The organism is Hydrogenophaga sp., assembly GCF_014773545.1.
Taxonomy (GTDB): Bacteria; Pseudomonadota; Gammaproteobacteria; order Burkholderiales; family Burkholderiaceae_C; genus Hydrogenophaga.
Window position 1 is genome coordinate 204,789 of sequence record NZ_SDDV01000002.1, and the last position, 22,294, is coordinate 227,082.

The window sequence follows — 22,294 nt, forward strand, 5'->3', positions numbered from 1 at the left end:
TCCCCGCCCCCCGGCCTCTCCCCTATGCCCCAGCGGCACGCCTGCCCCATGAAAGCTTCCCAGTTTTTTATTGTCACCCAAAAAGAAGCCCCGGCCGACGCAGAGGTGCTCAGCCATCGGCTCATGACGCGCGCGGGCATGATCAAAAAGCTCGGGGCCGGCATTTACAGCTACCTGCCCCTGGGGCTGCGCGTGATCCGCAAGGTCGAGGCCATCGTGCGCGAGGAAATGAACCGCGCTGGCGCGCTGGAGCTGAACATGCCGCTGATTCAACCGGCCGAACTCTGGCAAGAGAGCGGACGCTTTGCCAAAATGGGCCCGGAGTTGCTGCGCATCAAAGACCGGCACGAGCGCGATTTCGTGCTGCAGCCCACCAGCGAAGAAGTGGTGACCGACATTGCGCGCCAGGAACTGCGCAGCTACAAGCAGTTGCCAAAGAACTTCTACCAAATTCAGACCAAGTTTCGTGACGAGCGCCGGCCGCGCTTTGGCCTGATGCGCGGGCGCGAGTTCATCATGAAAGACGCCTACAGCTTCGATCGCGACGAAGTTGCTGCCAAAGCCAGCTACCAGCTCATGGCCGCAACCTACCGGCGCATTTTTGACCGCTTCGGTTTGCGCTACCGGGCGGTGGCGGCCGACAGCGGGGCGATTGGCGGTGAGCTGAGCGAGGAGTTTCAGGTGATTGCCGCCACCGGCGAAGACGCCATCGTCTACTGCCCGAGCAGCGACTACGCCGCCAACCTGGAAAAAGCGCAGGCGCTGGCCCCCGCTGCTGCCAGGCCCACGGCCGCCAGCGTCCTGACTGTGACGCCAACGCCGGGCCAGAGCACCTGCGCCGACGTGGCCGCGCTGCTGGGCGTGCCACTGGCCCGCACGGTCAAGTCGCTGGTGCTGGCCAGCGATGAAATCAACGAGCGCGACGAAATCGTCAAAACCCGCATCTGGCTGCTGCTGCTGCGCGGCGACCACGACATGAACGAGGTCAAGGTCGGCAAGCTGACCGATCTGAATCTGGGCTTTCGTTTTGCCACTGTGGCCGAAATTGAAACCCACTTCGGCTGCAAGCCGGGCTACCTGGGGCCGGTGGGCTTGAAAATGCCGGTCCACGTGATTGCCGACCGCGAGGTGGCGGCGATGGCCGACTGGATTTGTGGCGCCAACCAACCCGACTTTCACCTCACCGGGGTGAACTGGGGGCGTGACTTGCCCGAGCCCGATCTGGTGGCCGATTTGCGCAATGTGGTCGAGGGCGACGCCTCGCCCGACGGCCAGGGCGTGCTGGCGATAGAGCGCGGCATCGAGGTCGGCCATGTGTTCTATCTGGGCCGCAAGTACAGCCGCGCCATGGGTGCTACTTTCTTGGCTGAAGACGGCAAACCGGCGCATTTCGAGATGGGTTGCTACGGCATCGGCATCACACGGCTGCCGGCGGCCGCCATCGAGCAAAACCACGACGAACGCGGCATCATCTGGCCCGACGCGCTGGCGCCGTTCACGCTGGTGATTTGCCCGATCGGCAGCGAGCGCAGCGCGCTGGTGCGCGAGGCGGCCGAGCACTTGTACCAGCAACTGCTGGCAGCCGGCGTCGACGTCATTCTGGACGACCGGGGCGAACGCCCGGGCGCCATGTTTGCAGACTGGGAGCTGATTGGCGTACCACACCGCCTGACCCTAGGCGAACGCGGCCTCAAGACGGGCCAGATCGAATACCAGCACCGGCGCGATGCGGCCGCGACCGCGCTGGCGGCGACTGATGTGCTCGAATTCCTGCGCGCCAGACGGGTGCTTTGAGGATGACGCGGTCTTGCCTGGCGTCAGCACAGACGTCGCGCGCAAGCGATCCGACCCGCCGTGCCTGGCTGCTGGCTGCTGGCGCAGCCGGTCTGGGCCTTGGCTTTTGCGGCTGGCCGCTGGCCGCACGCGCCGGCCAGTTGGAAGAGCCACTGGCCGACCCGGTGCGGCTGGCGCTGCGGGCGGCGATTGCCAGCAGCGAGCCACCGCTGCCGGTCTTCAGCAGTACCGCAGCGCGCCTGGCCTATCTGCGCTGGCTGACTGACATGAGCGATCGTTTGCGCCGCCGCAAGCCCGACTTTCGCAGCCGGATCGAGTTTTTGCAAACCGTCTGGTATGAAACCCGTCGCGCCGGGCTCGACACCACCTTGGTGATGGGGCTGATACAGGTCGAGAGCGCGTTTCGCAAATTTGCCATCTCGCGCGTGGGCGCGCGCGGCTATATGCAAATCATGCCGTTTTGGTCGCGGCTGATCGGCGACGGAGATGTGGGGGGATTGTTCAACACCCAGATCAATTTGCGTTTTGGCTGCGTCATTCTGCGCCACTACCTAGACCGCGAGCGCGGCAACACCTTCATGGCGCTGGGCCGCTACAACGGCAGCCGCGGCCGCGATGTCTACCCCAACGCGGTTTACGCCGCCGCGCGCCACTGGGTCCACCCCGACGCCTGATGCGGCTGCCTGCTGGTGCGCCCGCAGGCTCCCTTCGACAGGCTCCCTTCGACAGGCTCCCTTCGACAGGCTCAGGACAGGCCCTTCGACAGGCTCAGGACAGGCCCTTCGACAAGCTCAGGGCGAGCGGTTGGTCAGAGCAACTCTCGTTCCCGTTCGGACTGAGCCTGTCGAAGTCCAGATCGCACGCGCCTCCCTTCGACAAGCTCAGGGCGAACGGTTTGCTCAGGGCGAGCGGTTTGCTCAGGGCGAGCGGTTTGCTCAGGGCGAGCGGTTGGGTTGAGGCGAGCCCGGATTGCTGGCGATAATGTGGCCACTCACAACCCAAGGACGCCGGCCCCATGTTTCCCCAGCGACTCGACTCCAGCGTGGCCTACGACATTGCCAAGGCCATGATGGACGGATTCAACCGCCACTACCGCTTGTTTCGCAGCGAATCGGCGCGCGCCAAACACCGCTTCGAGACCTGCGACTGGCGCGGCCAGCAGCGCGCGCAGCGCGAGCGCATCGAGTTCTACGACCTGCGCGTCAACGAATGCGTGCTGCGGCTGATGAAAGAATTTCACGCCGAACGCCAGCCGATGGAGGTTTGGGAGCAGGTCAAGCTGCACTACATCGGCCTGCTGGTCAACCACCACCAGCCCGAGCTGGCCGAGACCTTCTTTAACTCGGTCAGTACCAAAATTCTGCAGCGCGCCTACTTCCAGAACGACTTCATTTTCGTGCGTCCGGCGGTCTCGACCGAGTACATCGAAAACGAGGAGCCCCAAGCCAGGCCGACCTACCGCTGTTATTACCCGACGGCGCAGAACATGCAGGCCGAGGTGCTGCGCATGATTGCCGACTTTGACCTGCGCGTGCCGTTTGAAGACCAAGAGCGCGACGCCGCCTTGGTGCTGGCGGCCATGAAGCTGCACTTTGACCACGTCAAGCTGCGCGCCAATTTTCAGTTTCAGGTGCTCTCCGGTTTGTTTTTACGCAACAAGGGCGCCTACGTGGTCGGCAAGATCATCAACGGATTCCAGGAGGTGCCGTTCGCGCTGCCGATTCTGCATCACGACAATGGCCGCCTGGTGGTCGACGCTGCGCTGTTCGGCGAAGACGATTTGCTGATTCTGTTCAGCTTTGCGCGCGCCTACTTCATGGTCGACATGGAGATTCCGAGCGCCTACGTGCAGTTCTTGCGCAGCATGATGCCGAGAAAGCCGCGCGCCGAGTTTTACAACGCGCTCGGTCTGGCCAAACAGGGCAAGACGCTGTTTTACCGCGACTTTCTGTTTCACCTGCGGCATTCAACCGACAAATTCCGCATCGCGCCCGGCATCAAGGGCATGGTCATGCTGGTGTTTGATCTGCCGAGCTTTCCGTTCGTCTTCAAGCTCATCAAGGACTACTACCCGCCGCAAAAAGACACCACGCGCGAGCAGATTCGCGGCAAATACCAGTTGGTCAAGCAGCACGACCGGGCTGGCCGCATGGCCGATACGCTGGAATTTTCCGACGTGGGTTTTCCGCGCGTGCGTTTCACCGACGAGCTGATCGCCGAAATTCAGAAGTTTGCCCCCAGCCTGCTGGAGATCAGCGACCGTGACGGCGATGGCAACACCGAAGTGATTTTGAAACACGTCTACATCGAGCGGCGCATGATCCCGCTCAACATCTACCTGCAAGAAGCGTTCGACACGCTGTATGCCGCGCACAGCGTGTCCGATTTGGCGCTCAGCACCGCGCGCGCCCAACTCGCGCGCGCGGTGTTCGAATACGGCAACGCCATCAAGGACTTGGTGGCGGCCAATATCTTTCCCGGCGACATGCTGTGGAAGAACTTTGGCATCACGCGCCACGGCAAGGTGGTGTTTTACGACTACGACGAAATCGAGTACATCACCGATTGCAACTTCCGCCGCGTGCCCGTGCCGCGCAACGAGGAAGACGAGATGTCGGGCGAGGTCTGGTACAGCGTCGGCAAGCACGACGTGTTTCCGCAAACCTTTGGCCCCTTCTTGCTGTCCAACCCGCTGGTGCGCGATGAATTCATGAAGCACCATGCCGATTTGCTGGAGCCGGAGTTTTGGCAGTTGAACAAGGAACGCATTGCCGCGGGTCACGTGCACGACGTGTTTCCATATGAACGCGAGCGGCGTTTTGCGCACCGCATCGCGCAGAGCGCCGACGCACTCGGTGGCCATGCTTGAATTCTGGGCGCTGGCCAGCTACGTGGTGACCGCGCTCGGGCTGCCGGTGGCGATTGCCTTTTTCATCTGGGAGCAGCGCAAGCAGCGCGACAACGAGGAGGAAGAGGCGTACCAATTGCTGTCGGACGCTTACATCGATTTCCTGCGCCTGGTGCTCGACAACCCGGACCTGCGCCTGCGCAGCAACGAACCCCTGCACAGCCCCAGCAGCGAGCAGCGCGAACGCATGCTGGTGATTTTTGACTTGCTGATTTCACTGTTTGAGCGCGCCTATCTGGTGGCCTACAAGCCGCGCATGAGCGAAACCGAGGCGCGGCGCTGGAACAGTTGGGACGACTACATGCGCGAATGGTGCCGCCGCGATGACTTCCACGCTGCGCTGCCCCAGTTGCTGCGCGGTGAAGACCCCGACTTTCAGGCCTATATTCGGCACATCGCACAGCACGAACGCGCGACGGCCGCAGGCGGTGCCGATACGGCAAGATGAAGCTGGGGCCATCAATCAATATTCACTGACTCTCAGGAGACTCGCCATGCTCAATCGGTCTGATCCGGTCGTCGTCGTCGGCGCCGCCCGCACCCCCATGGGATCATTCCAGGGCGATTTCGCCGCCCTGTCCGCGCACGACCTCGGCGGCGTGGCGATCCGGGCCGCGGTCGAGCGCAGCGGCGTCGACGCCGCGCTGATCGACGAGGTGCTGCTGGGCAACTGCTTGCTGGCTGGCCAGGGCCAGGCGCCGGCTCGCCAGGCCGCGCTCAAAGCCGGGCTGCCCTTGTCGGCCGGCGCGGTCACGCTGTCCAAAATGTGCGGCTCGGGCATGAAGGCCGCCATGCTGGCGCACGACATGCTGCTGGCTGGCAGCGCCCGTGTGCTGGTGGCCGGCGGCATGGAGAGCATGAGCAACGCACCCTACCTGATGCTCAAGGGCCGCGGCGGCTATCGCATGGGACACGACAAAATTTACGACCACATGATGCTTGATGGCCTGGAAGACGCTTACGAGCCGGGCCGCTCGATGGGTACTTTTGGCGAAGACTGCGCCGCCCAGTACGGCTTTACGCGCGAGCAGCAAGATGCGTTTGCCCTTGCATCGGTAACACGCGCCAGGGCAGCTATCGACAGCGGCGCGTTTTCCCAGGAGATCGCGCCGGTGGCGGTGCAAGAGCGCAGCGGCGAGCGCTTGATCGGCGTCGACGAAGGCCCGGGCAAGGCCAGACTCGACCAGATCGGTTTGCTCAAGCCGGCGTTCAAAAAGGACGGCACCATCACCGCGGCTTCGTCGTCGTCGATCAACGACGGCGCGGCCGCGCTGCTGCTGATGCGCCAGTCGAGCGCGCAGGCGCAGGGCCTGACAGCACTGGCGCGCATCGTCGCACATGCAACGCATGCCCAGCACCCCAGCCGCTTTACCACCGCGCCGGTGGGCGCGACGCAAAAGTTGCTGGAAAAAACCGGCTGGGCCACGGGTGATGTCGATCTGTGGGAGATCAACGAAGCCTTTGCCGTGGTGCCGATGGCGCTGATGACCGAGCTGTCGATCCCGCACGAGCGGGTCAACGTCAATGGGGGTGCCTGCGCGCTCGGGCATCCGATTGGCGCCAGCGGCGCGCGCATTCTGGTCACATTGCTGCACGCGCTGCGCGCGCGCGGCCTGGCGCGTGGCGTGGCCGCGCTGTGCATTGGCGGCGGCGAAGCCACCGCGCTGGCGCTGGAGCTGCTCTGACCGTGTTGTTCAACCCAGATCGTGCGCGTCTGCCAGCTTTGCGAGGGCAGCTCCGAGGTGCAGAAAATCATCATCCGGCGCGCCCTGGCTTGAGCGCTGCGTGCGGCGGCGCCGGGCCGAGCGCGCAGGCGTAAGATCGCCGGTCATGAAAATCATCATTCTGGGGGCTGGTCGCGTCGGCGAGAGCGTGGCCGAGAGTCTGCTGTCGGAGCAGAACGACATCACCATCATCGACCAGGACCCGGAGCGTGTTCGCCTGCTGCAAGAGCGGCTCGATCTGCGCTGTGTGGTCGGCAACGGCATCCAGCCATCGGTGCTGCGCGAGGCCGGCGCCAAAGACGCCGACATGGTGATTGCCTGCGCCGCCAGCGACGAATCGAATCTGGTCATTTGCAAGGTGGCGCACGACATCTTCAACGTCCCCAGCACCATTGCGCGGCTGCGCTCGCCCGAGTTCAAAGAGGGCGACGAGTTGTTGGGCAAGAACGGCTTTGCGGTCGATCACGTGATCTGCCCGGAAGAATCGGTCACGCGCCACATTCACCAGCTCATCAGCTACCCGGAAGCGCTGCAGGTGCTGGAGTTTGCCGAAGGACGCGCCGCCCTGATCGCCATGCGTGCCGTCTACGGCGGGCCGCTGGTGGGTCACACCATTGGCGAATTCCGCGAGCGCTTTCCGCACGCCGAAATGCGGGTGGTGGCGCTGTACCGGCTCGACACCGAGATGGAGGCCACCCGCCAGACCCGCATTCTGGCCGGCGACGAGGTGTTCGTGCTGGCCGATGTGCAAAAAATCCGCTACGTGCTGGGGGCGATCCACAACATCGACAAACCGGTGCAGCGCCTGATGATTGCCGGCGGCGGCAAGGTCGGCCTGCGGCTGGCGCGCAGCCTGGTCGGGCAGTGCGCGGTCAAGATCATCGAGCAGGACAAAAAACGTTGCGAGTACCTGGCCAGTCAGTTGCCGTCGGACATGCTGGTGCTGCACGGCGACGGTGCCGACGAAGATTTGCTGCTGGAGGAAAACGTCGGCCAGATGGACTTGTTTCTGGCGCTGACCAATGACGACGAGGACAACATCATGTCGTCCATGCTGGCCAAGCGCCTGGGCGCCGGGCGTGTGATGGCGCTGATCAACCGCCGCGCCTACGCCGACATGATGCAGGGCAGCGCGATCGACATCGCCATTTCGCCGGCGCAAACCGTCATCGGCGAGTTGCTGACGCATTTGCGGCGCGGCGACGTGGTGGCGGTGCACAGCCTGCGCCGCGGCGCAGCCGAGGCGCTGGAAGGCATTGCACGCGGCGACGTCAAAACCAGCAAGCTGGTGGGGCGGCGGGTCGAGCAGATCAAGCTGCCGCAGGGCGCGCGCATTGGCGCCATCGTGCGCGGCGAGGGCCGCAGCGCCGAAGTCCTGATGCCGCACCACGATACGCTGATCAAGGTCGATGATCGCGTCATCATCTTCATTCCCAACAAGCGCCTGGTGCGCGAGGTGGAAAAGCTGTTTCAGGTCGGTGCGACCTTTTTTGGTTGATTGTCCGGTTGATCCATCGCCTTGGCGCTGAAATTTTCATGCTGACCCTGTTGCCGGTTCTGAACGTTTTTTCGCGCATCCTGCTGGCCTTTGCCTTTGCCTTTTTGGTGCCGCTGGCCTGGGCCTGGGGCGCCGACCACGAGTATTTGCGTCTCATCTGGGGGGGCGCGTTCGTTTTGGCGGCCGTCAGCGGGCTGGTGCTGCTGGCCGCCACCCGCCGCTACCAGCGCGAGTTGCAGGCGCGCGACGGCTTCTTGCTGGTCAACCTGGTCTGGACCGTGCTGCCGGCCTACGCCGCCGTGCCCCTGATGTTCAGCGTGCCCGACATCAGTTGGACCGTGGCCTACTTCGAGTCCATGAGCGCGCTCACCGCCACCGGCGCCACCGCCTTGTCCGGTCTGGATTATTTGCCGCTGTCGGTCAACATCTGGCGCTGTTTTTTGCAACTGGTGGGCGGCCTGGGCATCATGCTGCTGGTGGTGGCGATACTGCCCATGCTCGGTCTGGGCGGCGTGCAGCTTTATCGGGCCGAGACACCAGGCCCGATGAAAGATGCCAAGTTCACGCCGCGCATTGCCGAGACGGCGCGTGGTCTGTGGGTGGTTTACGCGGGCTTTTCGGTCGCTTGTCTGCTGGCTTACCGCTGGGCTGGCATGAGCTGGGCCGACGCCTTCATGCACATGTGCACCACCATGGGTCTGGGCGGGTTTTCGCCTTACGACGCCAGCATTGGTCACTTCGAGTCGGCCCAGGTGGAACTGGTGGCGACCCTTTTCATGGTACTGGCGGGTGTCAGCTTCATGCGCTACTTCATCGTGCTGCGCAGCCGCTCGCTGGGCCCCCTGCTCAACGACCGCGAAATCCGCAGCTACGCGCTGGTGCTGCTGGTCGCCATTGTGCTGGTATCGGGCATGTTGGCCACACACGGCATTTACGACAGCTTTGCCGATGGTTTGCTCACCAGCGCCTTTCACGTCGTCTCCTTGGCCACCACCACCGGCTACTCGTCCACCGACTACGCCGCGTGGCCGGTATTTGCCCCGGTGCTGCTGATGTTTCTGGGCTGTTTCGTTTCCTGCGCCGGCTCCACCGGCGGCGGCATCAAGATGGTGCGCATGGTGTTGTTGGTCAAGCAGGCGCGGCGCGAACTGGTGCGCATCGTCCATCCGCGCGTGGTCAATCCGGTCACGCTGGGGGGCGGCGTGCTGCCGATGTCGGTCATGACCGCCACCTTTGGTTTCATGCTGATCTACGGTGCGGCCACCATGGGCCTGACCATGCTGCTGCTGTTCACCGGCTTGGACATCGTGACCGCTTTTTCGGCCGTGGTGGCCACGCTCAACAACATCGGCCCCGGCCTGGGTCTGGTGGGCCCGGCCAGTAACTACGGCGTGCTGAGCCACTTTCAGCTCTGGGTGCTCAGCTTTGCCATGTTGCTCGGACGGCTGGAGCTGCTGGCGGTGCTGGTGCTGTTCACCACCCAGTTCTGGCGCCGCTGATCCGGCGTAATTGGGGTCAGATTCCGATTATTTCTGATCCGCCGCGCTGGTGAAGGCGTCGGCAAAGAAATCGTCTTTGGGCAGGCCGGCTTGGGCCACGAAGTCGGTGCGCGCCGAATCGACCACGATAGGCGCACCGCAGGCGTAGACCTGGTGGCCGCTGAGGTCGGGGAAGTCTTGCAGCACGGCGTGATGCACGAAGCCGCTGCGCCCGTCCCAGCCGTCCTCTGGCAGCGCGTCTGACACCACCGGTACGAATTTCAGGCTGGGCAGCAAGGCCTGCTGCTCGCGTACCCAGTCGCTCTGATACAGATCGGCCGGGCGGCGTGCGCCCCAGTACAGCGTCACCGGGCGGCGGCTGCCCAGGTGCAGCAGGTGCTGCACAATGGCCTTCATCGGTGCAAAACCGGTGCCAGAGGCGAGCAAAATCACTGGCTTGTCGCTGTCTTCGCGCAGAAAAAAACTGCCGTAAGGGCCTTCGATGCGAAGTATGTCTTTCTCTTTCAGCGCATTGAAGGCGTGCTCGGTAAACAGGCCGCCGGGCATGTGGCGCAGGTGCAGCTCGATGCTGGGTTGCAGCTCCTGGGTGTGCGGCGCGTTGGCGATCGAGTAGCTGCGACGCACACCGTCGCGCAGCAGAAAATCGACGTACTGGCCGGCCAGATACTGAAAGCGTTCGGCCGCCGGCAGTTGCAGGCGCAGCAGCAGCACGTCGCTGGCGGCGCGCTCGATCGCGCTCACGCGCACCGGCATTTTCTTGATCGGCAAGGCACCCGCCTGGCTGACCTGGCGTGCCTCGATCACCAGGTCGCTGTGCGCCAGCGCGCTGCAAGTCAGCACCCAGCCCTTGGCTTCTTCCTCGGCACTCAGCGCCTTGCTCTGGTGCGGGCCGTGCAGCACCCGGCCGCTGAGCAGCTTGCATTTGCATGAGCCACAGGCGCCGTCTTTGCAGCCGTAGGGCAGGCCGACGCCCTGGCGGATGCCGGCAGCGAGCAGGGTTTCTTCGGGCTCGGCGTTGAAGCTGCGCCCGCTGGGCAAGACGGTGATGGTGAATGTCATAATCAAAAAAACAGAAGCGCAGAAGTTGCAGGCTGTTAGGCTTGGTTGCAAGCGTTTGTCGAAGCGTTTGTCGAAGCGTTTGTCGAAGCGTTTGTCGAAGCGTTTGTCGATTCTCTCAAATTAAAATTTCGCATGAACCTGTTGGGTGCTTTGCCGGCCCGTTTCAGGCGTGAGCGGGTCTTGATCGTCGGTTGTGGTGACGTGGGTCTGCGTGCGGCGCGCTTGCTGGCGGGCGGGTCGCGCGTGCGCGTGCTGGCGCTTACATCGACCCCGCAGCGTGTGCCCGAGCTGCGTGCCCAGGGTGTGCTGCCGCTGCAGGGCAACCTGGATCAGTCCCACAGCCTGCGTCGTCTGGCTGGTTTGGCCACGCGCGTGCTGCACCTGGCACCACCGCCGTCGTGCGGGGCGGCTGCTGCGCGAACCGATCCGCGCAGCCGCGCCCTGGTGCAGGCGCTGGTGCGGCGCACGCCAGCAGCCGCGCTGGTCTATGGATCGACCAGCGGGGTGTATGGCGACTGCCAAGGCCGCTGGGTAAGCGAAGTCACGGCGGCGCGGCCTGGCACGGCGCGCGCCTGGCGTCGGCTGGATGCGGAAATGGCGCTGCTGCGCCTGGGCCGGATCAGCGGCGTGCGCAGCACGGTGCTGCGCATTCCCGGCATTTACGCCCCCGACCGCGCAGGCGGCACGCCACGGCAGCGTCTGCTGCGCGGCACGCCGGTGCTGCGCGACGAAGACGACGTCTACACCAACCACATTCACGCTGATGACTTGGCGCGCGCCTGCGTGCTGGCGCTGTGGCGCGGCCGGGCCCAGCGCAAAATTAACGTGTGCGACGACACGCAACTCAAAATGGGCGACTATTTCGACTTCGCGGCCGATAGCTACGGCTTGGCGCGCGCGCCGCGCATCGAGCGCGCGGCGGCGGCGACGCAGTTGTCGGCGCTGCAACTGAGCTTCATGAGCGAGTCGCGCCGGCTGCACAACCGGCGCATGAAGCGCGAGCTGCGCCTGGTGTTGCGCTACCCCACCGTTGCCGATGGTTTATGTGCGGGTGCGTCGTCGGCCTGAGGGGCTGAGCCGCCCGGCGTTTCAGATCAGGTCGATCGAGCGCATCAGAAGCAAGGTGTAGGCCAGGTAGGCCATCAGCAGGGCTGCGCCCTCGAAGCGGTTGATGCGCCCAGGCGCGCGAAAACCCCAGCCCATGAAGAACAGCAGCAGCGTCAAGCCGGCCATGACGGCAAAGTCGCGCGTCAGCACTTCAGCGGCCACCGAGATGGGCGCGATCAGGCCGGCAATGCCGACCACGGCCAGGGTGTTGAACAGGTTGGAGCCCAGGATGTTTCCCAGTGCCAGGTCGTGCTCACGCTTGCGCGCCGCTGCCACGCAGGAGGCCAGCTCGGGCAGCGAGGTGCCGATGGCGACAATCGTCAGCCCGATCACGAGGTCGCTCACGCCCAGCGACTGAGCCAGCGCCACCGCGCCCCAGACCAGCAGGCGCGAAGCGCCCACCAGCACCAGCAGGCCAAGCGCCAGCCCCAGGTAGGCGCTGCGCAGCGGCATGACTTCGACGGGCTGGTCGGCGGTGACATCCAGGCCGAGGGCGTCGGCCTTGTTGCGCATGCCTTGCACGATCGACCAGACCATGATGAGGGCAAACACCACCAGCAGCAGACCGGCGTTGCCGCGGCTGATCAGGCCGTCCCAGGCCAGATAACCCGCCAAGGCCGTGATGACCGCCAGCAGCGGCAATTCCTTGCGCAGCACCAGCGAGTGCACCGTGATCGGGTTGATCAGCGCCGTGATGCCCAAGATCAGGGCGATGTTGACGATGTTGGAGCCCCAGGCGTTGCCCAGCGCCAAGCCCGGGTTGCCCTGTCCGGCGGCCATGGCCGAAACCACCATTTCGGGCGCTGAGGTGCCAAAACCGATGATCACCATGCCCACCAGCAGCGGGGGAACCGAGAAGTGCCGCGCCACGGCGGCGGCGCTGTCGACGAAGCGGTCGGCGCTCCAGACCAGCAAGGCCAAGCCAAGCAAAATGGCTAGAGATGGAAAAAGCATGTCGGTCTTGAGCGGCAGGCTGGGTAGGCGGGGCTGGCATCGCGCGGCAGTTCGATCTGATGATCGGTCTGGTGCCCGGGGCCGGAATCGAACCGGCACGCCATCTCTGGCGGGGGATTTTGAGTCCCCTGCGTCTACCAATTTCACCACCCGGGCAGGGTCGGCAAGCGGCAAATTATGGCACAGTGTGGCCCATGAACTATCCGACCATCGAAGACACGATTGGGCAGACGCCGCTGGTGGCGCTGCAGCGCATCGGTGCAGAGGAATGCGCCGCGCGCGGCAATGTGATTCTGGGCAAGCTCGAAGGCAACAACCCGGCCGGATCGGTCAAGGACAGACCGGCGCTGTCCATGATTCGGCGCGCCGAAGAGCGCGGCGAGATCCGCCCCGGCGACACCTTGATCGAGGCCACTTCGGGCAATACCGGCATTGCGCTGGCGATGGCGGCGGCCATCAAGGGCTACCGGCTGCTGCTCATCATGCCGGAAGACCTGTCGATCGAGCGCGCCCAGACCATGAAGGCTTTTGGCGCTGAACTCATTCTCACGCCCAAGAGCGGCGGCATGGAGTCGGCGCGCGATCTGGCAGAAAAAATGCAGGCCGAGGGCAAGGGGCGCGTGCTGGATCAGTTTGCCAACGCCGACAACCCGCGCATTCACTTCGAGACCACCGGCCCCGAGCTGTGGCAGCAGACCGGCGGACGCATCAGCCACTTTGTCAGCGCCATGGGAACCACCGGCACCATCACCGGCGTCTCGCGTTTTTTGAAGGAAAAAAACCCGGCGTTGCGCATCATCGGCGTCCAGCCCAGCGAAGGTTCGCGCATTGCGGGCATTCGCAAGTGGCCCGTCGAATACCTGCCGAAAATCTACGATCCGGCGGCGGTTGATGAGCTGCGCTACGTCAGCCAGGCCGACGCCGAACACCTGTGCCGCCGGCTGGCGCGCGAAGAAGGCATTTTTGCTGGCATCTCGGCCGCAGGCGCTTGCTGGGTGGCGCTGCAGATTGCGCGCGAGGTGGAAAACGCCACCATCGTTTTTGTCGTTTGCGACCGCGGCGACCGCTACCTTTCGACAGGCGTGTTCCCGGTCTGAAGGCCAAGCGCCCATGGAGCGGTCATCGGTCGTGCGGCGCAGCGCGGCTTACAATCGGCGCCTGCCCAGGATGTTCCACCCCTTCCCCTCATGAATGCCGACAAAGAACTCGATGCCCGCGGTCTGAATTGTCCGCTGCCCATTTTGAAAGCCAAGAAAGCGCTGGCTGATATGCACAGCGGCCAGACCCTGCGCGTGGTTTGCACCGACGCCGGGTCTATGCGCGACTTTCAGGCTTTTGCCAGGCAAACCGGCAACGAACTGATAGAGCAAAGCAGCGCCGCCGGCGAGCACATCAGCGTGCTCAAGCGGCGTTGAGGAGGCCTCTCAGCCCAGCCGCGCCTGTTGTTCGTGCAGCTTGGCCAGCGTGGCGCTGAAGTCATTCAGACGCTTGTGCTCCTGCTCGAGCACGCTGGCCGGCGCCTTGGCCACAAAGGCCGGGTTGTCCAGCTTGGCGCGCGCCTTGCTGATTTCACCCGCCAGGCGCGCTGCCTCTTTGGACAGGCGTGCTTGCTCGGCCGCCAGGTCGATCTGCATGAACAAGCACAGCCGAATGGCTTGGGAACCGCTGCCAACCAGCGCCACCGGTGCCGCCTGCGCCGCGCTGGCCCAGATCGCTTCGTCGTCGAACAGCCTGACTTCGCTCAGTTTGGCCAGCGACTGCAACACCGGCGCGCTGGCTTGCAGGAAGGCGGCATCACCCAGCACATAGAGCGGCAGCCGGGTGGCCGGTGAGACGCCCATTTCGCCGCGCAGGTTGCGGCAGGCGTCTACCACGGCCTTGAGCTGGGCCATGTACGTTTCAGCGCCAGGGTCCAGGCGTTCGGTCTGTGCCTGCGGGTAGGCGGCCACGCCAATCAGCGTGCCGCTGCGCCCGGCAACCGGGGCCACCTTCTGCCAAAGCTCTTCGGTGATGAACGGAATGAGGGGATGCGCCAGCCGCAGCAGCGTCTCCAGGGTGCGAATCAGGGTGCGGCGCGTGCCACGCTGCTGCGCTGCGTTGCCTTGGTTGATTTGCACCTTGGCGATTTCCAGGTACCAGTCGCAGAACTCGTTCCAGACCAAGTCGTAAATGGCGTTGGCCACCAGGTCGAGCCGGTAGTCGGCAAAACCCTGCGCCACGGCGGTTTCGACGCGCTGCAGGCGCGAGACGATCCAGCGGTCGGGCTGGCTGAATTCCAGATAGCCGCCGGGCAGGCAGGACTCGCTGGCGTGCTCTTGCAAGCCGCAGTCCTGCCCTTCGCAATTCATCAGCGTGAAGCGGGTGGCGTTCCAGAGCTTGTTGCAGAAATTGCGGTAGCCCTCGCAGCGCTTGCTGTCGAAATTGATGCTGCGGCCGAGCGAAGCCAGCGCGGCAAAGGTCAGGCGCAGCGCGTCCGCGCCGTAAGCGGGTATGCCGTTCGGGAACTCTTTCTCGGTCTCGCGCCGCACCCGGGGCGCGGTCTCTGGTTTGCGCAGCCCGGCACTGCGCTTGTCCAGCAGAGCGGGCAGGGCGATGCCGTCGATCAGATCCACCGGGTCGAGCACATTGCCTTCGCTTTTGCTCATTTTCTTGCCCTGCGCGTCGAGCACCAGGCCGTGGATGTAGACCTGCTTGAAAGGCACGCGACCGGTGAAGTGGGTCGTCATCATGATCATGCGCGCAACCCAGAAGAAGATGATGTCGTAGCCGGTCACCAGCACGCTCGATGGCAGGTAGAGATCGTAGTCGCTCAAGCCCGGCGCGCTGGTGGCGGCTTGCGCCGCTTCTGCAGCTTGCGGCCAGCCCATGGTGGAGAAGGGTACCAGCGCCGACGAGTACCAGGTGTCGAGCACGTCCGGGTCGCGCCGAAGCTCCCGCCCGGGGGCCTGTTCCTGCGCCTGCGCTTGGCTGCGCGCGACGTAAACGCGACCGTCTTCGTCGTACCAGGCCGGAATTTGATGACCCCACCAGAGCTGGCGGCTGATGCACCAGTCTTGCAGGTTGTTCATCCACTGGTTGTAGGTGTTGACCCAGTTTTCCGGCACGAACGTCACCGCGCCCGAGGCCACCGCCTGCACCGCTTTTTCCGCAATCGAGCTGCCGCTGTGGTTGTGGGAGTTGCCTACAGAGGTCAGGGCGACGAACCACTGATCGGTCAGCATCGGCTCGATGATCTGGCCGGTGCGTGCGCAGCGCGGCACCATCAGTCTGTGCGGCTTGGTATGCACCAGCAGGCCGGCTGCCCGCAAGTCGTCCAGCACCGCCTGCCGGGCGACGAAGCGGTCCAGGCCGCGGTATTTTTCTGGCGCGCAGTCGTTGATGCGGGCGTCCAGCCCCAACACGCCCATGACCGGCAGGCCGTGGCGTTGGCCAACAGCATGGTCGTTGGCGTCGTGCGCCGGCGTGACCTTGACCACACCGGTGCCGAAGTCACGCGCCACATAAGCGTCGGCAATCACGGGAATGCGGCGTTCACACAGGGGCAAGATGACGTGCTGGCCAACCAGGTGCAAGTAGCGCTCATCCTGCGGATGCACCATCAGCGCCACGTCGCCCAGCATGGTCTCAGGCCGGGTGGTGGCCACCGTCAGGCTGCCCGTACCGTCGGCCAGCGGGTAGGCAATGTGCCAGAGAAAACCGTCTTCTTCGACGCTCTCGACTTCCAGATCGGACACGGCGCTTTGCAGCACCGGGTCCCAGTTGACCAGCCGCTTGCCCCGGTAGATCAGGCCTTGCTCGTAGAGTCGCACAAAGGTTTCGGTCACCACCTCGGACAACTGGTCGTCCATGGTGAAGTATTCGCGGCTCCAGTCGACGCTGTCGCCCAGGCGGCGCATCTGCCGCGTAATGGTGTGACCGCTTTCTTCCTTCCATTGCCAGATTTTGGCGACGAAGTTCTTGCGGCCCAGTTCGTGGCGGCTGATGCCCTGTTCTTGTAACTGGCGCTCGACCACGATCTGGGTCGCAATGCCGGCGTGGTCGGTGCCGGGCACCCAGACCGTGTTGGCGCCCTGCATGCGCTGGTAGCGCGTGAGCGCATCCATGATGGTCTGGTTGAAGGCGTGCCCCATGTGCAGCGTGCCGGTGACATTGGGCGGCGGCAGTTGAATCGCAAACGCCGGGGCGTCTGCCTGCGCCGCGCCCGTGCCCCGAAAACCGGCCGTCCCCAGGCCGCGCTGCTCCCATTGGCTGCTCCAGTGTGCTTCCAGCGCGGCCGGTTCGAACGATTTGGACAGGGACGACAGGCCGGGTTGGTGCAAAGCTTCGGTCATGGGAGGGGGTAGGCTAGAATTCGATGCCCCGACGCGCCGCAAGCCGGTCGTCGGGGGAAAAAGCGTGAGTGCGGGTCGATTTTATTCGAGCGTCGCTGTTACTTTTTATCAACGAGGAGTGGTCATGAATCGTGAAGCCGTCATGAAAAGCTACCGCCGCCATGCGGGTGGCTACGACTTGTATTTTGGCGCGGTGCTGCATCCCGGTCGCAAAGCGGTGCTCGCTCGCATGAATCTACAACCCGGCGAGCACGTTTTGGAAGTGGGGGTGGGCACCGGCCTGTCGCTGCCCTTGTACCCGCGTGATGTGCGCGTCACGGGTATTGATCTCTCACAAGAAATGCTGGCGCGGGCCGAGGACAGCAAGCAGCGACTGGGGCTCGATCACGTCGCGCTGCATTGCATGGATGCCGAGCGCATGGACTTTCCAGACCACAGCTTTGACAAGGTGGTGGCGATGTACGTCGTCTCCGTGGCTCCCGATCCGGTTCGGCTGGTGAACGAAATGCGCCGCGTCTGCAAGCCGGGTGGCCAGCTCTACATCGTCAATCATTTCCAGCAAGCCGGCACCTTGACCGGATTTCTGAGTCGTGTGGCTGCGCCATTCACGGGTATGTTTGGCGTTCGTCCCAACTTCATGCTGGATCGTTTTTTGCGCGACACCAGGCTGGTGGTGGCCGAGCAGACGCAGGTCAACCTGCTGGGCTATTCGACCTTGCTGCGTGCCGACCCGGGCGCCGTCGCGCCTGCGAGCAGTCGCCCCACCTGAACATTCTGGCCGGGCTGTGGCTTGCACTTGAAGATGCGAGGCGTGTGAGGCCCTCGCAACGGAGCGGGCCACGCTGGGCCGGCTGGGCTGGCTGGCTGGCCGCATCCGCCGCTGCTCGCACGCACGCAGCCGCCCTTTTGCTCGTTCCAACTGCTTCGTTGTTGCATGCTGTTTTTGCTCTCCCCCGCCAAAGCCCTGGATTTCGCCACGCCGGCGCACGTCAGCACGCGCAGCGAGCCCTTGTTCGTCGAACGGGCGGCCGAGTTGATTGCCGTGCTGCGCGCGCAGTCGCCGCAGCAGATCGCGCACCTGATGGGCTTGTCAGACCCGCTCGCGGGCCGGAATGTGGCGCGTTATCAGGCCTGGCAGCCCCAGAGCAGCGCACAAAACGCCAAGCAGGCGGTGCTGGCCTTCAACGGTGACGTGTACGGCGGACTGGACGCCAAAACCCTGAACGCGGCCGATCTGGACTGGTTGCAGCAGCATTTGTGCATTCTCAGCGGTCTGTACGGCGTGCTGCGTCCGCTCGACGCGATGCAGCCGTACCGGCTGGAGATGGGCACCCGGCTGGCCAGCGTCAAGGGGGAAAACCTGTACCAGTTCTGGGGGGCGCAGATCGCGAACTACCTAGATCAGCGCGCCGCTGCCGACATCAGCCCGGTGCTGATCAACCTCGCCAGTCAGGAATACTTCAAGGCGGTCGATCAAAAAGCCCTCAAGACCCGCGTCGTCCATTGCGTGTTCGAGGAGCGCAAGGCCAAGCGCTATCAAGTCATTGGCGTACACGCCAAGCGCGCACGCGGTCTGATGCTGCGCTATGCGGTGCAGCAACGCGCCCACACGCCCGAGCAACTCAAAGGCTTTGCCGCTGCGGGTTACAGCTTTGCCCCTGCAGCGTCCGAGCTCGGGCGACTGGTGTTTCGCCGCGAACACAGCGCATGAACCCGAAGGCTTGTTTGCCCTGCCTGGGTCCGCGCACCGACTTCGGGCCGCAAAGCCAGTTATGGTGACGACGACCGCTCAGGCTACAGAGTTTGTGCCCGGTCTGGACGCCCGTGCGCTGCTGCGCTGGCAGCGGTTGCCCCGGGCGCAAAGCCCTTGGCTGCACGAAGAGGTCGCTACCCGCATGTTGGAGCGTTTGCAGTGGTTTCGTGTGCAACCCGACAGTTGGTTGCACTGGGAGCCGCTGCTGGGTGGCTTGCAGGCGCACCAAGCCCTGTGCGCCCGGCTGCACGCCGCGCGCTGTCACGTGGCTGCGCAGCAGATGGCGTCCACGCTGGTGGCGCTGCGTGCAGCCACGCCGCGCTGGACGAACTCTTTGCAATGGCTGCGTGGCCGCCGCCCCGTGCCGGTGGCGGCCGACACCGGGGTTGACATGCTCTGGGCCAATATGGCGCTGCACCTGGAGCCGGCGCCGCAGGCCTTGCTGCGCCGCTGGCATGGGCAGATTGAGAACCAGGGTTTTTTGTTGTTTTCCTGTCTGGGGCCGGATACGCTGCGCGAGCTGCGCGATCTCTATCAAGCGCTGGGCTGGCCGGCGCCCACGCAGCCCTTTACTGACATGCACGACTGGGGCGACATGCTGGTACACACCGGTTTTGCGCAGCCGGTAATGGACATGGAGCGCATCAGCCTGAGCTACAGCGCTGCTGCACCGCTGCTTGCAGACCTGCGCTTGCTCGGGCGCAACTTCCACCCCGATCGCTTTCCTGCCTTGCGCGCGCGCGGCTGGCACGCGCGGCTGGCGCAGGCACTGGAATCTGAGTTGCCGCGCACGGCCGACGGACGCTTGCTGCTGAGTGTCGAGGTCATCTACGGCCACGCCTTCAAGCCTGCGCCATCGATGCCGCTGGCGGACCCGGCCCGCATATCGGTTGCCCATATGCGAGCCATGCTGCGCGCGGGCCGCGGCTGAAGCAGGCCGGCTGGCCTCGTGGGGCTTGAAAGGGCAGAATTTCTGCGCCGAGTTTGGGTATTCCCTGAGTTGACTTGCTACAGGAGTTGGTTTTAATCGGTATTGATAAAAATCAAACTTCAGCCTGGGGGATGGACGTGAGCTGCAAGACCCGTGACCGCATGCAAAGCCGACCGATCAGGCTGTTGGCCGCCGCCGGCACGCTGGCGCTGAGTGCTGGTGTCTGGAGCACGGTGGCGGCCCAGGGGGTGGTGGGCGACCTGCCGGGCGGTCCAGCGGTCAACCAGTGGAATTTTCATCCGCCGGTGACCCGCATCGCGCAGGATCAGCACTGGTTGCATGGCTTCATGCTGATTGTCTGTGCCGTCATCTTCGTCGTCGTTTTCGGCGTGATGTTTTACTCCATCCTGAGGCACCGCAAGTCGGTTGGTCACCAGGCGCAGCCGCTGGCCGAGCCGCTGTGGGTCGAGCTGGGCTGGACCATCGTGCCGCTGCTAATCGTCATCGGCATGGCACTGCCCGCCACCTGGGTGCTGGTGGCGCAAAAAGACACCCGCCAGAGCGACATCACCATCAAGGCCACGGGCATGCAGTGGAAGTGGGGTTACGACTACATCAAGGGTGAAGGCGAGGGCATAGGCTTTGTCTCGACGCTGGACAACAGCCACCGCATCATGTCGAGCAGCGGCAACCCACCCCCTACCGACGACTACCTGCTCAAGGTCGACCATCCGCTGGTGGTGCCGGTGGACAAAAAAATTCGCATCATCACCACCGCCAATGACGTGATCCACGCCTGGATGGTGCCAGCCTTCGGCGTCAAGCAAGACGCGATACCCGGCTTCGTGCGCGACACCTGGTTTCGCGCCGAAAAAACCGGCGATTTCTACGGCCAGTGCGCCGAGCTGTGCGGCAAGGAGCACGCCTATATGCCGATTCACGTCAGGGTGGTATCGGCGCAAGACTACAGCGCCTGGGTGCAAGAGCAGAAAAAAGCCAGGGCGCCACCAACTGCAGCGGCTGCCCCGGTCCAGGCGGCGGCGGCCGAGGTTTTGCCCGCGCGTCCCTGAGTGGCAGACAAAAGAAATCCCTGTGTTGCAGAGGACATCGAGCATGAGCGCAGTTCTTCATCACCCCGTCACGCACGGCCACGAACACCATGCGCCGAGCGGCTGGCGGCGCTGGGTCTACGCCACCAACCACAAAGACATTGGCACGCTTTATCTGCTGTTCGCCTTCACCATGCTGATGGTCGGCGGCGTGCTGGCTTTGCTGATCCGGGTCGAGCTGTTCCAGCCGGGCCTGCAACTGGTCAACCCCGGCCTGTTCAACCAGCTCACCACCATGCACGGCCTGATCATGGTGTTTGGCGCCATCATGCCGGCCTTTGTTGGCTTTGCGAACTGGATGATTCCGTTGCAGATCGGCGCCAGCGACATGGCGTTTGCGCGCATGAACAACTTCAGCTTCTGGCTTTTGGTGCCGGCGGCTGTCATTATGGTCGCTTCGTTTTTTATGCCGGGTGGCGCGCCCGCTGCCGGCTGGACGCTGTACGCGCCGCTGACGCTGCAAATGGGCCCCAGCATGGACGCGACCATTTTTGCCATGCACATCATGGGTGCGTCTTCCATCATGGGCGCGATCAACATCATCGTCACCATCCTCAACATGCGCGCGCCCGGCATGACGCTGATGAAGATGCCGATGTTTTGCTGGACCTGGCTGATCACGGCCTATTTGCTGATTGCCGTCATGCCGGTGCTGGCTGGTGCCATCACCATGACGCTGACCGACCGCCACTTTGGCACCAGCTTCTTCAACCCGGCCGGTGGCGGCGACCCGGTGATGTACCAGCACATTTTCTGGTTCTTCGGTCACCCCGAGGTCTACATCATGATTTTGCCGGCCTTCGGCATCATCAGCCAGGTGGTGCCGGCCTTTGCCCGCAAAAAGTTGTTTGGCTATGCGTCGATGGTGTACGCCACCGGCTCCATTGCCATTCTGAGTTTTGTGGTCTGGGCGCACCACATGTTCACCACCGGCATGCCGCTGACCGGACAATTGTTTTTCATGTACTCGACCATGCTGATCGCCGTTCCCACCGGGGTCAAAGTCTTCAACTGGATCGCCACCATGTGGAAGGGCTCGATGAGCTTTGAGACGCCGATGCTGTGGGCGGTCGGTTTCATCTTCGTTTTCACCATCGGCGGCTTCACCGGGCTGATTCTGTCGGTGGCACCGATCGATATTCAGATGCACGACACCTATTACGTGGTGGCGCATTTTCACTACGTGCTGGTGGCGGGTTCTTTGTTTGCCATGTTTGCCGGCATTTACTACTGGCTGCCCAAGTGGACCGGCGTGATGGTCAGCGAAACCCGCGGCCAGATTCATTTTTGGTGGTCGATGATTGCCTTCAACATCACCTTCTTCCCCATGCATTTTCTGGGCTTGGCCGGCATGCCGCGCCGCTACGCTGACTATCCGATGCAGTTCGCCGATTTCAACGCCATTGCCTCGGTCGGCAGCTTTGCCTTTGGTTTGGCGCAGGTTTATTTCTTTTTCGCCGTCATCCTGCCTGCCATGCGCGGCAAGGGCAAAAAGGCGGCGCAAAAACCCTGGGAAGGTGCCGAAGGGCTGGAATGGGAGGTGCCTTCGCCGGCGCCGTTTCACACCTTCGAGAACCCGCCCAAACTCGACGCCAGCGCCACCCGGGTGCTGGGTTGAGGTTTGCGC

The 22,294-nt window shown here is 63.8% G+C and carries 17 protein-coding genes, 1 tRNA gene and 1 pseudogene; 15 read left to right on the forward strand and 4 right to left on the reverse strand.

The features are described 5' to 3' along the window. The first annotated feature begins 48 nt into the window (after positions 1-48). The 7 genes from EST26_RS02655 to EST26_RS02685 all read left to right on the forward strand — a co-directional run bounded on the left by EST26_RS02655 (position 49) and on the right by EST26_RS02685 (position 9,423). On the forward strand, positions 49-1,794 hold the full coding sequence (locus EST26_RS02655) for a proline--tRNA ligase (RefSeq protein WP_291065177.1): 1,746 nt from the start codon (positions 49-51) through the stop codon (positions 1,792-1,794). A 2-nt stretch (positions 1,795-1,796) separates the two neighbouring features. Next, positions 1,797-2,468, forward strand: a complete 672-nt coding sequence (locus EST26_RS02660) for a lytic transglycosylase domain-containing protein (RefSeq protein ID WP_291065178.1) — start codon at positions 1,797-1,799, stop codon at positions 2,466-2,468. A 341-nt stretch (positions 2,469-2,809) separates the two neighbouring features. Then, complete coding sequence (gene aceK, locus EST26_RS02665; protein ID WP_291065181.1) at positions 2,810-4,663, forward strand: bifunctional isocitrate dehydrogenase kinase/phosphatase; 1,854 nt, start codon at positions 2,810-2,812, stop codon at positions 4,661-4,663. Then, positions 4,656-5,150 (forward strand): hypothetical protein, encoded by a 495-nt coding sequence (locus tag EST26_RS02670; protein ID WP_291065183.1) that lies wholly within the window; start codon positions 4,656-4,658, stop codon positions 5,148-5,150. The genes aceK and EST26_RS02670 overlap by 8 nt, the downstream gene beginning before the upstream one ends. 46 nt (positions 5,151-5,196) lie before the next feature. Beyond that, positions 5,197-6,387, forward strand: coding sequence for an acetyl-CoA C-acyltransferase (locus tag EST26_RS02675; RefSeq protein WP_291065185.1), 1,191 nt, complete (start codon positions 5,197-5,199; stop codon positions 6,385-6,387). A gap of 145 nt (positions 6,388-6,532) precedes the next feature. Continuing rightward, positions 6,533-7,924, forward strand: a complete 1,392-nt coding sequence (gene trkA / locus EST26_RS02680) for a Trk system potassium transporter TrkA (RefSeq protein ID WP_291065187.1) — start codon at positions 6,533-6,535, stop codon at positions 7,922-7,924. A gap of 38 nt (positions 7,925-7,962) precedes the next feature. Continuing rightward, entirely contained in the window at positions 7,963-9,423 is a 1,461-nt protein-coding gene (locus tag EST26_RS02685) for a potassium transporter TrkG (protein ID WP_291065189.1), read from the forward strand. A gap of 27 nt (positions 9,424-9,450) precedes the next feature. Here the strand turns inward: EST26_RS02685 and EST26_RS02690 are convergent, their stop codons facing one another. Then, positions 9,451-10,482 (reverse strand): CDP-6-deoxy-delta-3,4-glucoseen reductase, encoded by a 1,032-nt coding sequence (locus EST26_RS02690; protein ID WP_291065191.1) that lies wholly within the window; start codon positions 10,480-10,482, stop codon positions 9,451-9,453. A gap of 132 nt (positions 10,483-10,614) precedes the next feature. On the opposite strand from EST26_RS02690, the gene EST26_RS02695 reads away from it, so the two are divergent. Then, a complete protein-coding gene (locus EST26_RS02695; protein ID WP_291065193.1) occupies positions 10,615-11,550 on the forward strand; it encodes an SDR family oxidoreductase in 936 nt (311 codons plus the stop codon). A 21-nt stretch (positions 11,551-11,571) separates the two neighbouring features. Here EST26_RS02695 and EST26_RS02700 read toward each other — a convergent pair whose 3' ends face one another. Then, on the reverse strand, positions 11,572-12,543 hold the full coding sequence (locus EST26_RS02700) for a calcium/sodium antiporter (protein WP_291065194.1): 972 nt from the start codon (positions 12,541-12,543) through the stop codon (positions 11,572-11,574). A gap of 69 nt (positions 12,544-12,612) precedes the next feature. Continuing rightward, positions 12,613-12,699 (reverse strand) — tRNA-Leu (locus EST26_RS02705). Positions 12,700-12,737: 38 nt separating this feature from the next. On the opposite strand from EST26_RS02705, the gene cysM reads away from it, so the two are divergent. Then, positions 12,738-13,640, forward strand: coding sequence for a cysteine synthase CysM (gene cysM / locus EST26_RS02710; protein WP_291065195.1), 903 nt, complete (start codon positions 12,738-12,740; stop codon positions 13,638-13,640). A 90-nt stretch (positions 13,641-13,730) separates the two neighbouring features. Further along, positions 13,731-13,958, forward strand: a complete 228-nt coding sequence (locus tag EST26_RS02715) for a sulfurtransferase TusA family protein (RefSeq protein WP_291065196.1) — start codon at positions 13,731-13,733, stop codon at positions 13,956-13,958. Positions 13,959-13,967: 9 nt separating this feature from the next. Here the strand turns inward: EST26_RS02715 and EST26_RS02720 are convergent, their stop codons facing one another. Then, positions 13,968-16,874: a valine--tRNA ligase gene (locus tag EST26_RS02720; RefSeq protein WP_291065198.1), complete on the reverse strand. Its 2,907-nt coding sequence runs from the start codon at positions 16,872-16,874 to the stop codon at positions 13,968-13,970. A 142-nt stretch (positions 16,875-17,016) separates the two neighbouring features. Here EST26_RS02720 and EST26_RS02725 point away from each other — a divergent pair, with 142 nt between their 5' ends. The 5 genes and pseudogenes from EST26_RS02725 to ctaD all read left to right on the forward strand — a co-directional run bounded on the left by EST26_RS02725 (position 17,017) and on the right by ctaD (position 22,285). Continuing rightward, positions 17,017-17,643, forward strand: coding sequence for a class I SAM-dependent methyltransferase (locus tag EST26_RS02725; protein ID WP_291065200.1), 627 nt, complete (start codon positions 17,017-17,019; stop codon positions 17,641-17,643). A gap of 165 nt (positions 17,644-17,808) precedes the next feature. Then, complete coding sequence (gene yaaA, locus EST26_RS02730) at positions 17,809-18,585, forward strand: peroxide stress protein YaaA (protein ID WP_291065202.1); 777 nt, start codon at positions 17,809-17,811, stop codon at positions 18,583-18,585. Between the two features lie 61 nt (positions 18,586-18,646). Then, positions 18,647-19,558 carry a biotin synthase gene (locus EST26_RS02735; RefSeq protein WP_291065204.1) on the forward strand — a complete coding sequence of 304 codons (912 nt, stop codon included), beginning with the start codon at positions 18,647-18,649 and terminating at the stop codon, positions 19,556-19,558. 161 nt (positions 19,559-19,719) lie between these two features. After that, a pseudogene (gene coxB / locus EST26_RS02740) lies at positions 19,720-20,553 on the forward strand (cytochrome c oxidase subunit II); the annotation flags it as partial. Between the two features lie 118 nt (positions 20,554-20,671). After that, positions 20,672-22,285: a cytochrome c oxidase subunit I gene (gene ctaD / locus EST26_RS02745; protein WP_291065206.1), complete on the forward strand. Its 1,614-nt coding sequence runs from the start codon at positions 20,672-20,674 to the stop codon at positions 22,283-22,285. The last annotated feature ends 9 nt before the right edge of the window (positions 22,286-22,294 follow it).

Coding starts and splice junctions, on each gene's coding strand:
- EST26_RS02715 (WP_291065196.1), top strand. CDS start 13,731: ATGAATGCCGACAAAGAACTCGATGCCCGCGGTCTGAATTGTCCGCTG.
- trkA (WP_291065187.1), top strand. CDS start 6,533: ATGAAAATCATCATTCTGGGGGCTGGTCGCGTCGGCGAGAGCGTGGCC.
- cysM (WP_291065195.1), top strand. CDS start 12,738: ATGAACTATCCGACCATCGAAGACACGATTGGGCAGACGCCGCTGGTG.
- EST26_RS02675 (WP_291065185.1), top strand. CDS start 5,197: ATGCTCAATCGGTCTGATCCGGTCGTCGTCGTCGGCGCCGCCCGCACC.
- EST26_RS02720 (WP_291065198.1), bottom strand. CDS start 16,874: ATGACCGAAGCTTTGCACCAACCCGGCCTGTCGTCCCTGTCCAAATCG.
- yaaA (WP_291065202.1), top strand. CDS start 17,809: ATGCTGTTTTTGCTCTCCCCCGCCAAAGCCCTGGATTTCGCCACGCCG.
- EST26_RS02735 (WP_291065204.1), top strand. CDS start 18,647: ATGGTGACGACGACCGCTCAGGCTACAGAGTTTGTGCCCGGTCTGGAC.
- EST26_RS02695 (WP_291065193.1), top strand. CDS start 10,615: ATGAACCTGTTGGGTGCTTTGCCGGCCCGTTTCAGGCGTGAGCGGGTC.
- EST26_RS02685 (WP_291065189.1), top strand. CDS start 7,963: ATGCTGACCCTGTTGCCGGTTCTGAACGTTTTTTCGCGCATCCTGCTG.
- EST26_RS02700 (WP_291065194.1), bottom strand. CDS start 12,543: ATGCTTTTTCCATCTCTAGCCATTTTGCTTGGCTTGGCCTTGCTGGTC.
- EST26_RS02655 (WP_291065177.1), top strand. CDS start 49: ATGAAAGCTTCCCAGTTTTTTATTGTCACCCAAAAAGAAGCCCCGGCC.
- EST26_RS02690 (WP_291065191.1), bottom strand. CDS start 10,482: ATGACATTCACCATCACCGTCTTGCCCAGCGGGCGCAGCTTCAACGCC.
- EST26_RS02670 (WP_291065183.1), top strand. CDS start 4,656: ATGCTTGAATTCTGGGCGCTGGCCAGCTACGTGGTGACCGCGCTCGGG.
- EST26_RS02725 (WP_291065200.1), top strand. CDS start 17,017: ATGAAAAGCTACCGCCGCCATGCGGGTGGCTACGACTTGTATTTTGGC.
- aceK (WP_291065181.1), top strand. CDS start 2,810: ATGTTTCCCCAGCGACTCGACTCCAGCGTGGCCTACGACATTGCCAAG.
- ctaD (WP_291065206.1), top strand. CDS start 20,672: ATGAGCGCAGTTCTTCATCACCCCGTCACGCACGGCCACGAACACCAT.
- EST26_RS02660 (WP_291065178.1), top strand. CDS start 1,797: ATGACGCGGTCTTGCCTGGCGTCAGCACAGACGTCGCGCGCAAGCGAT.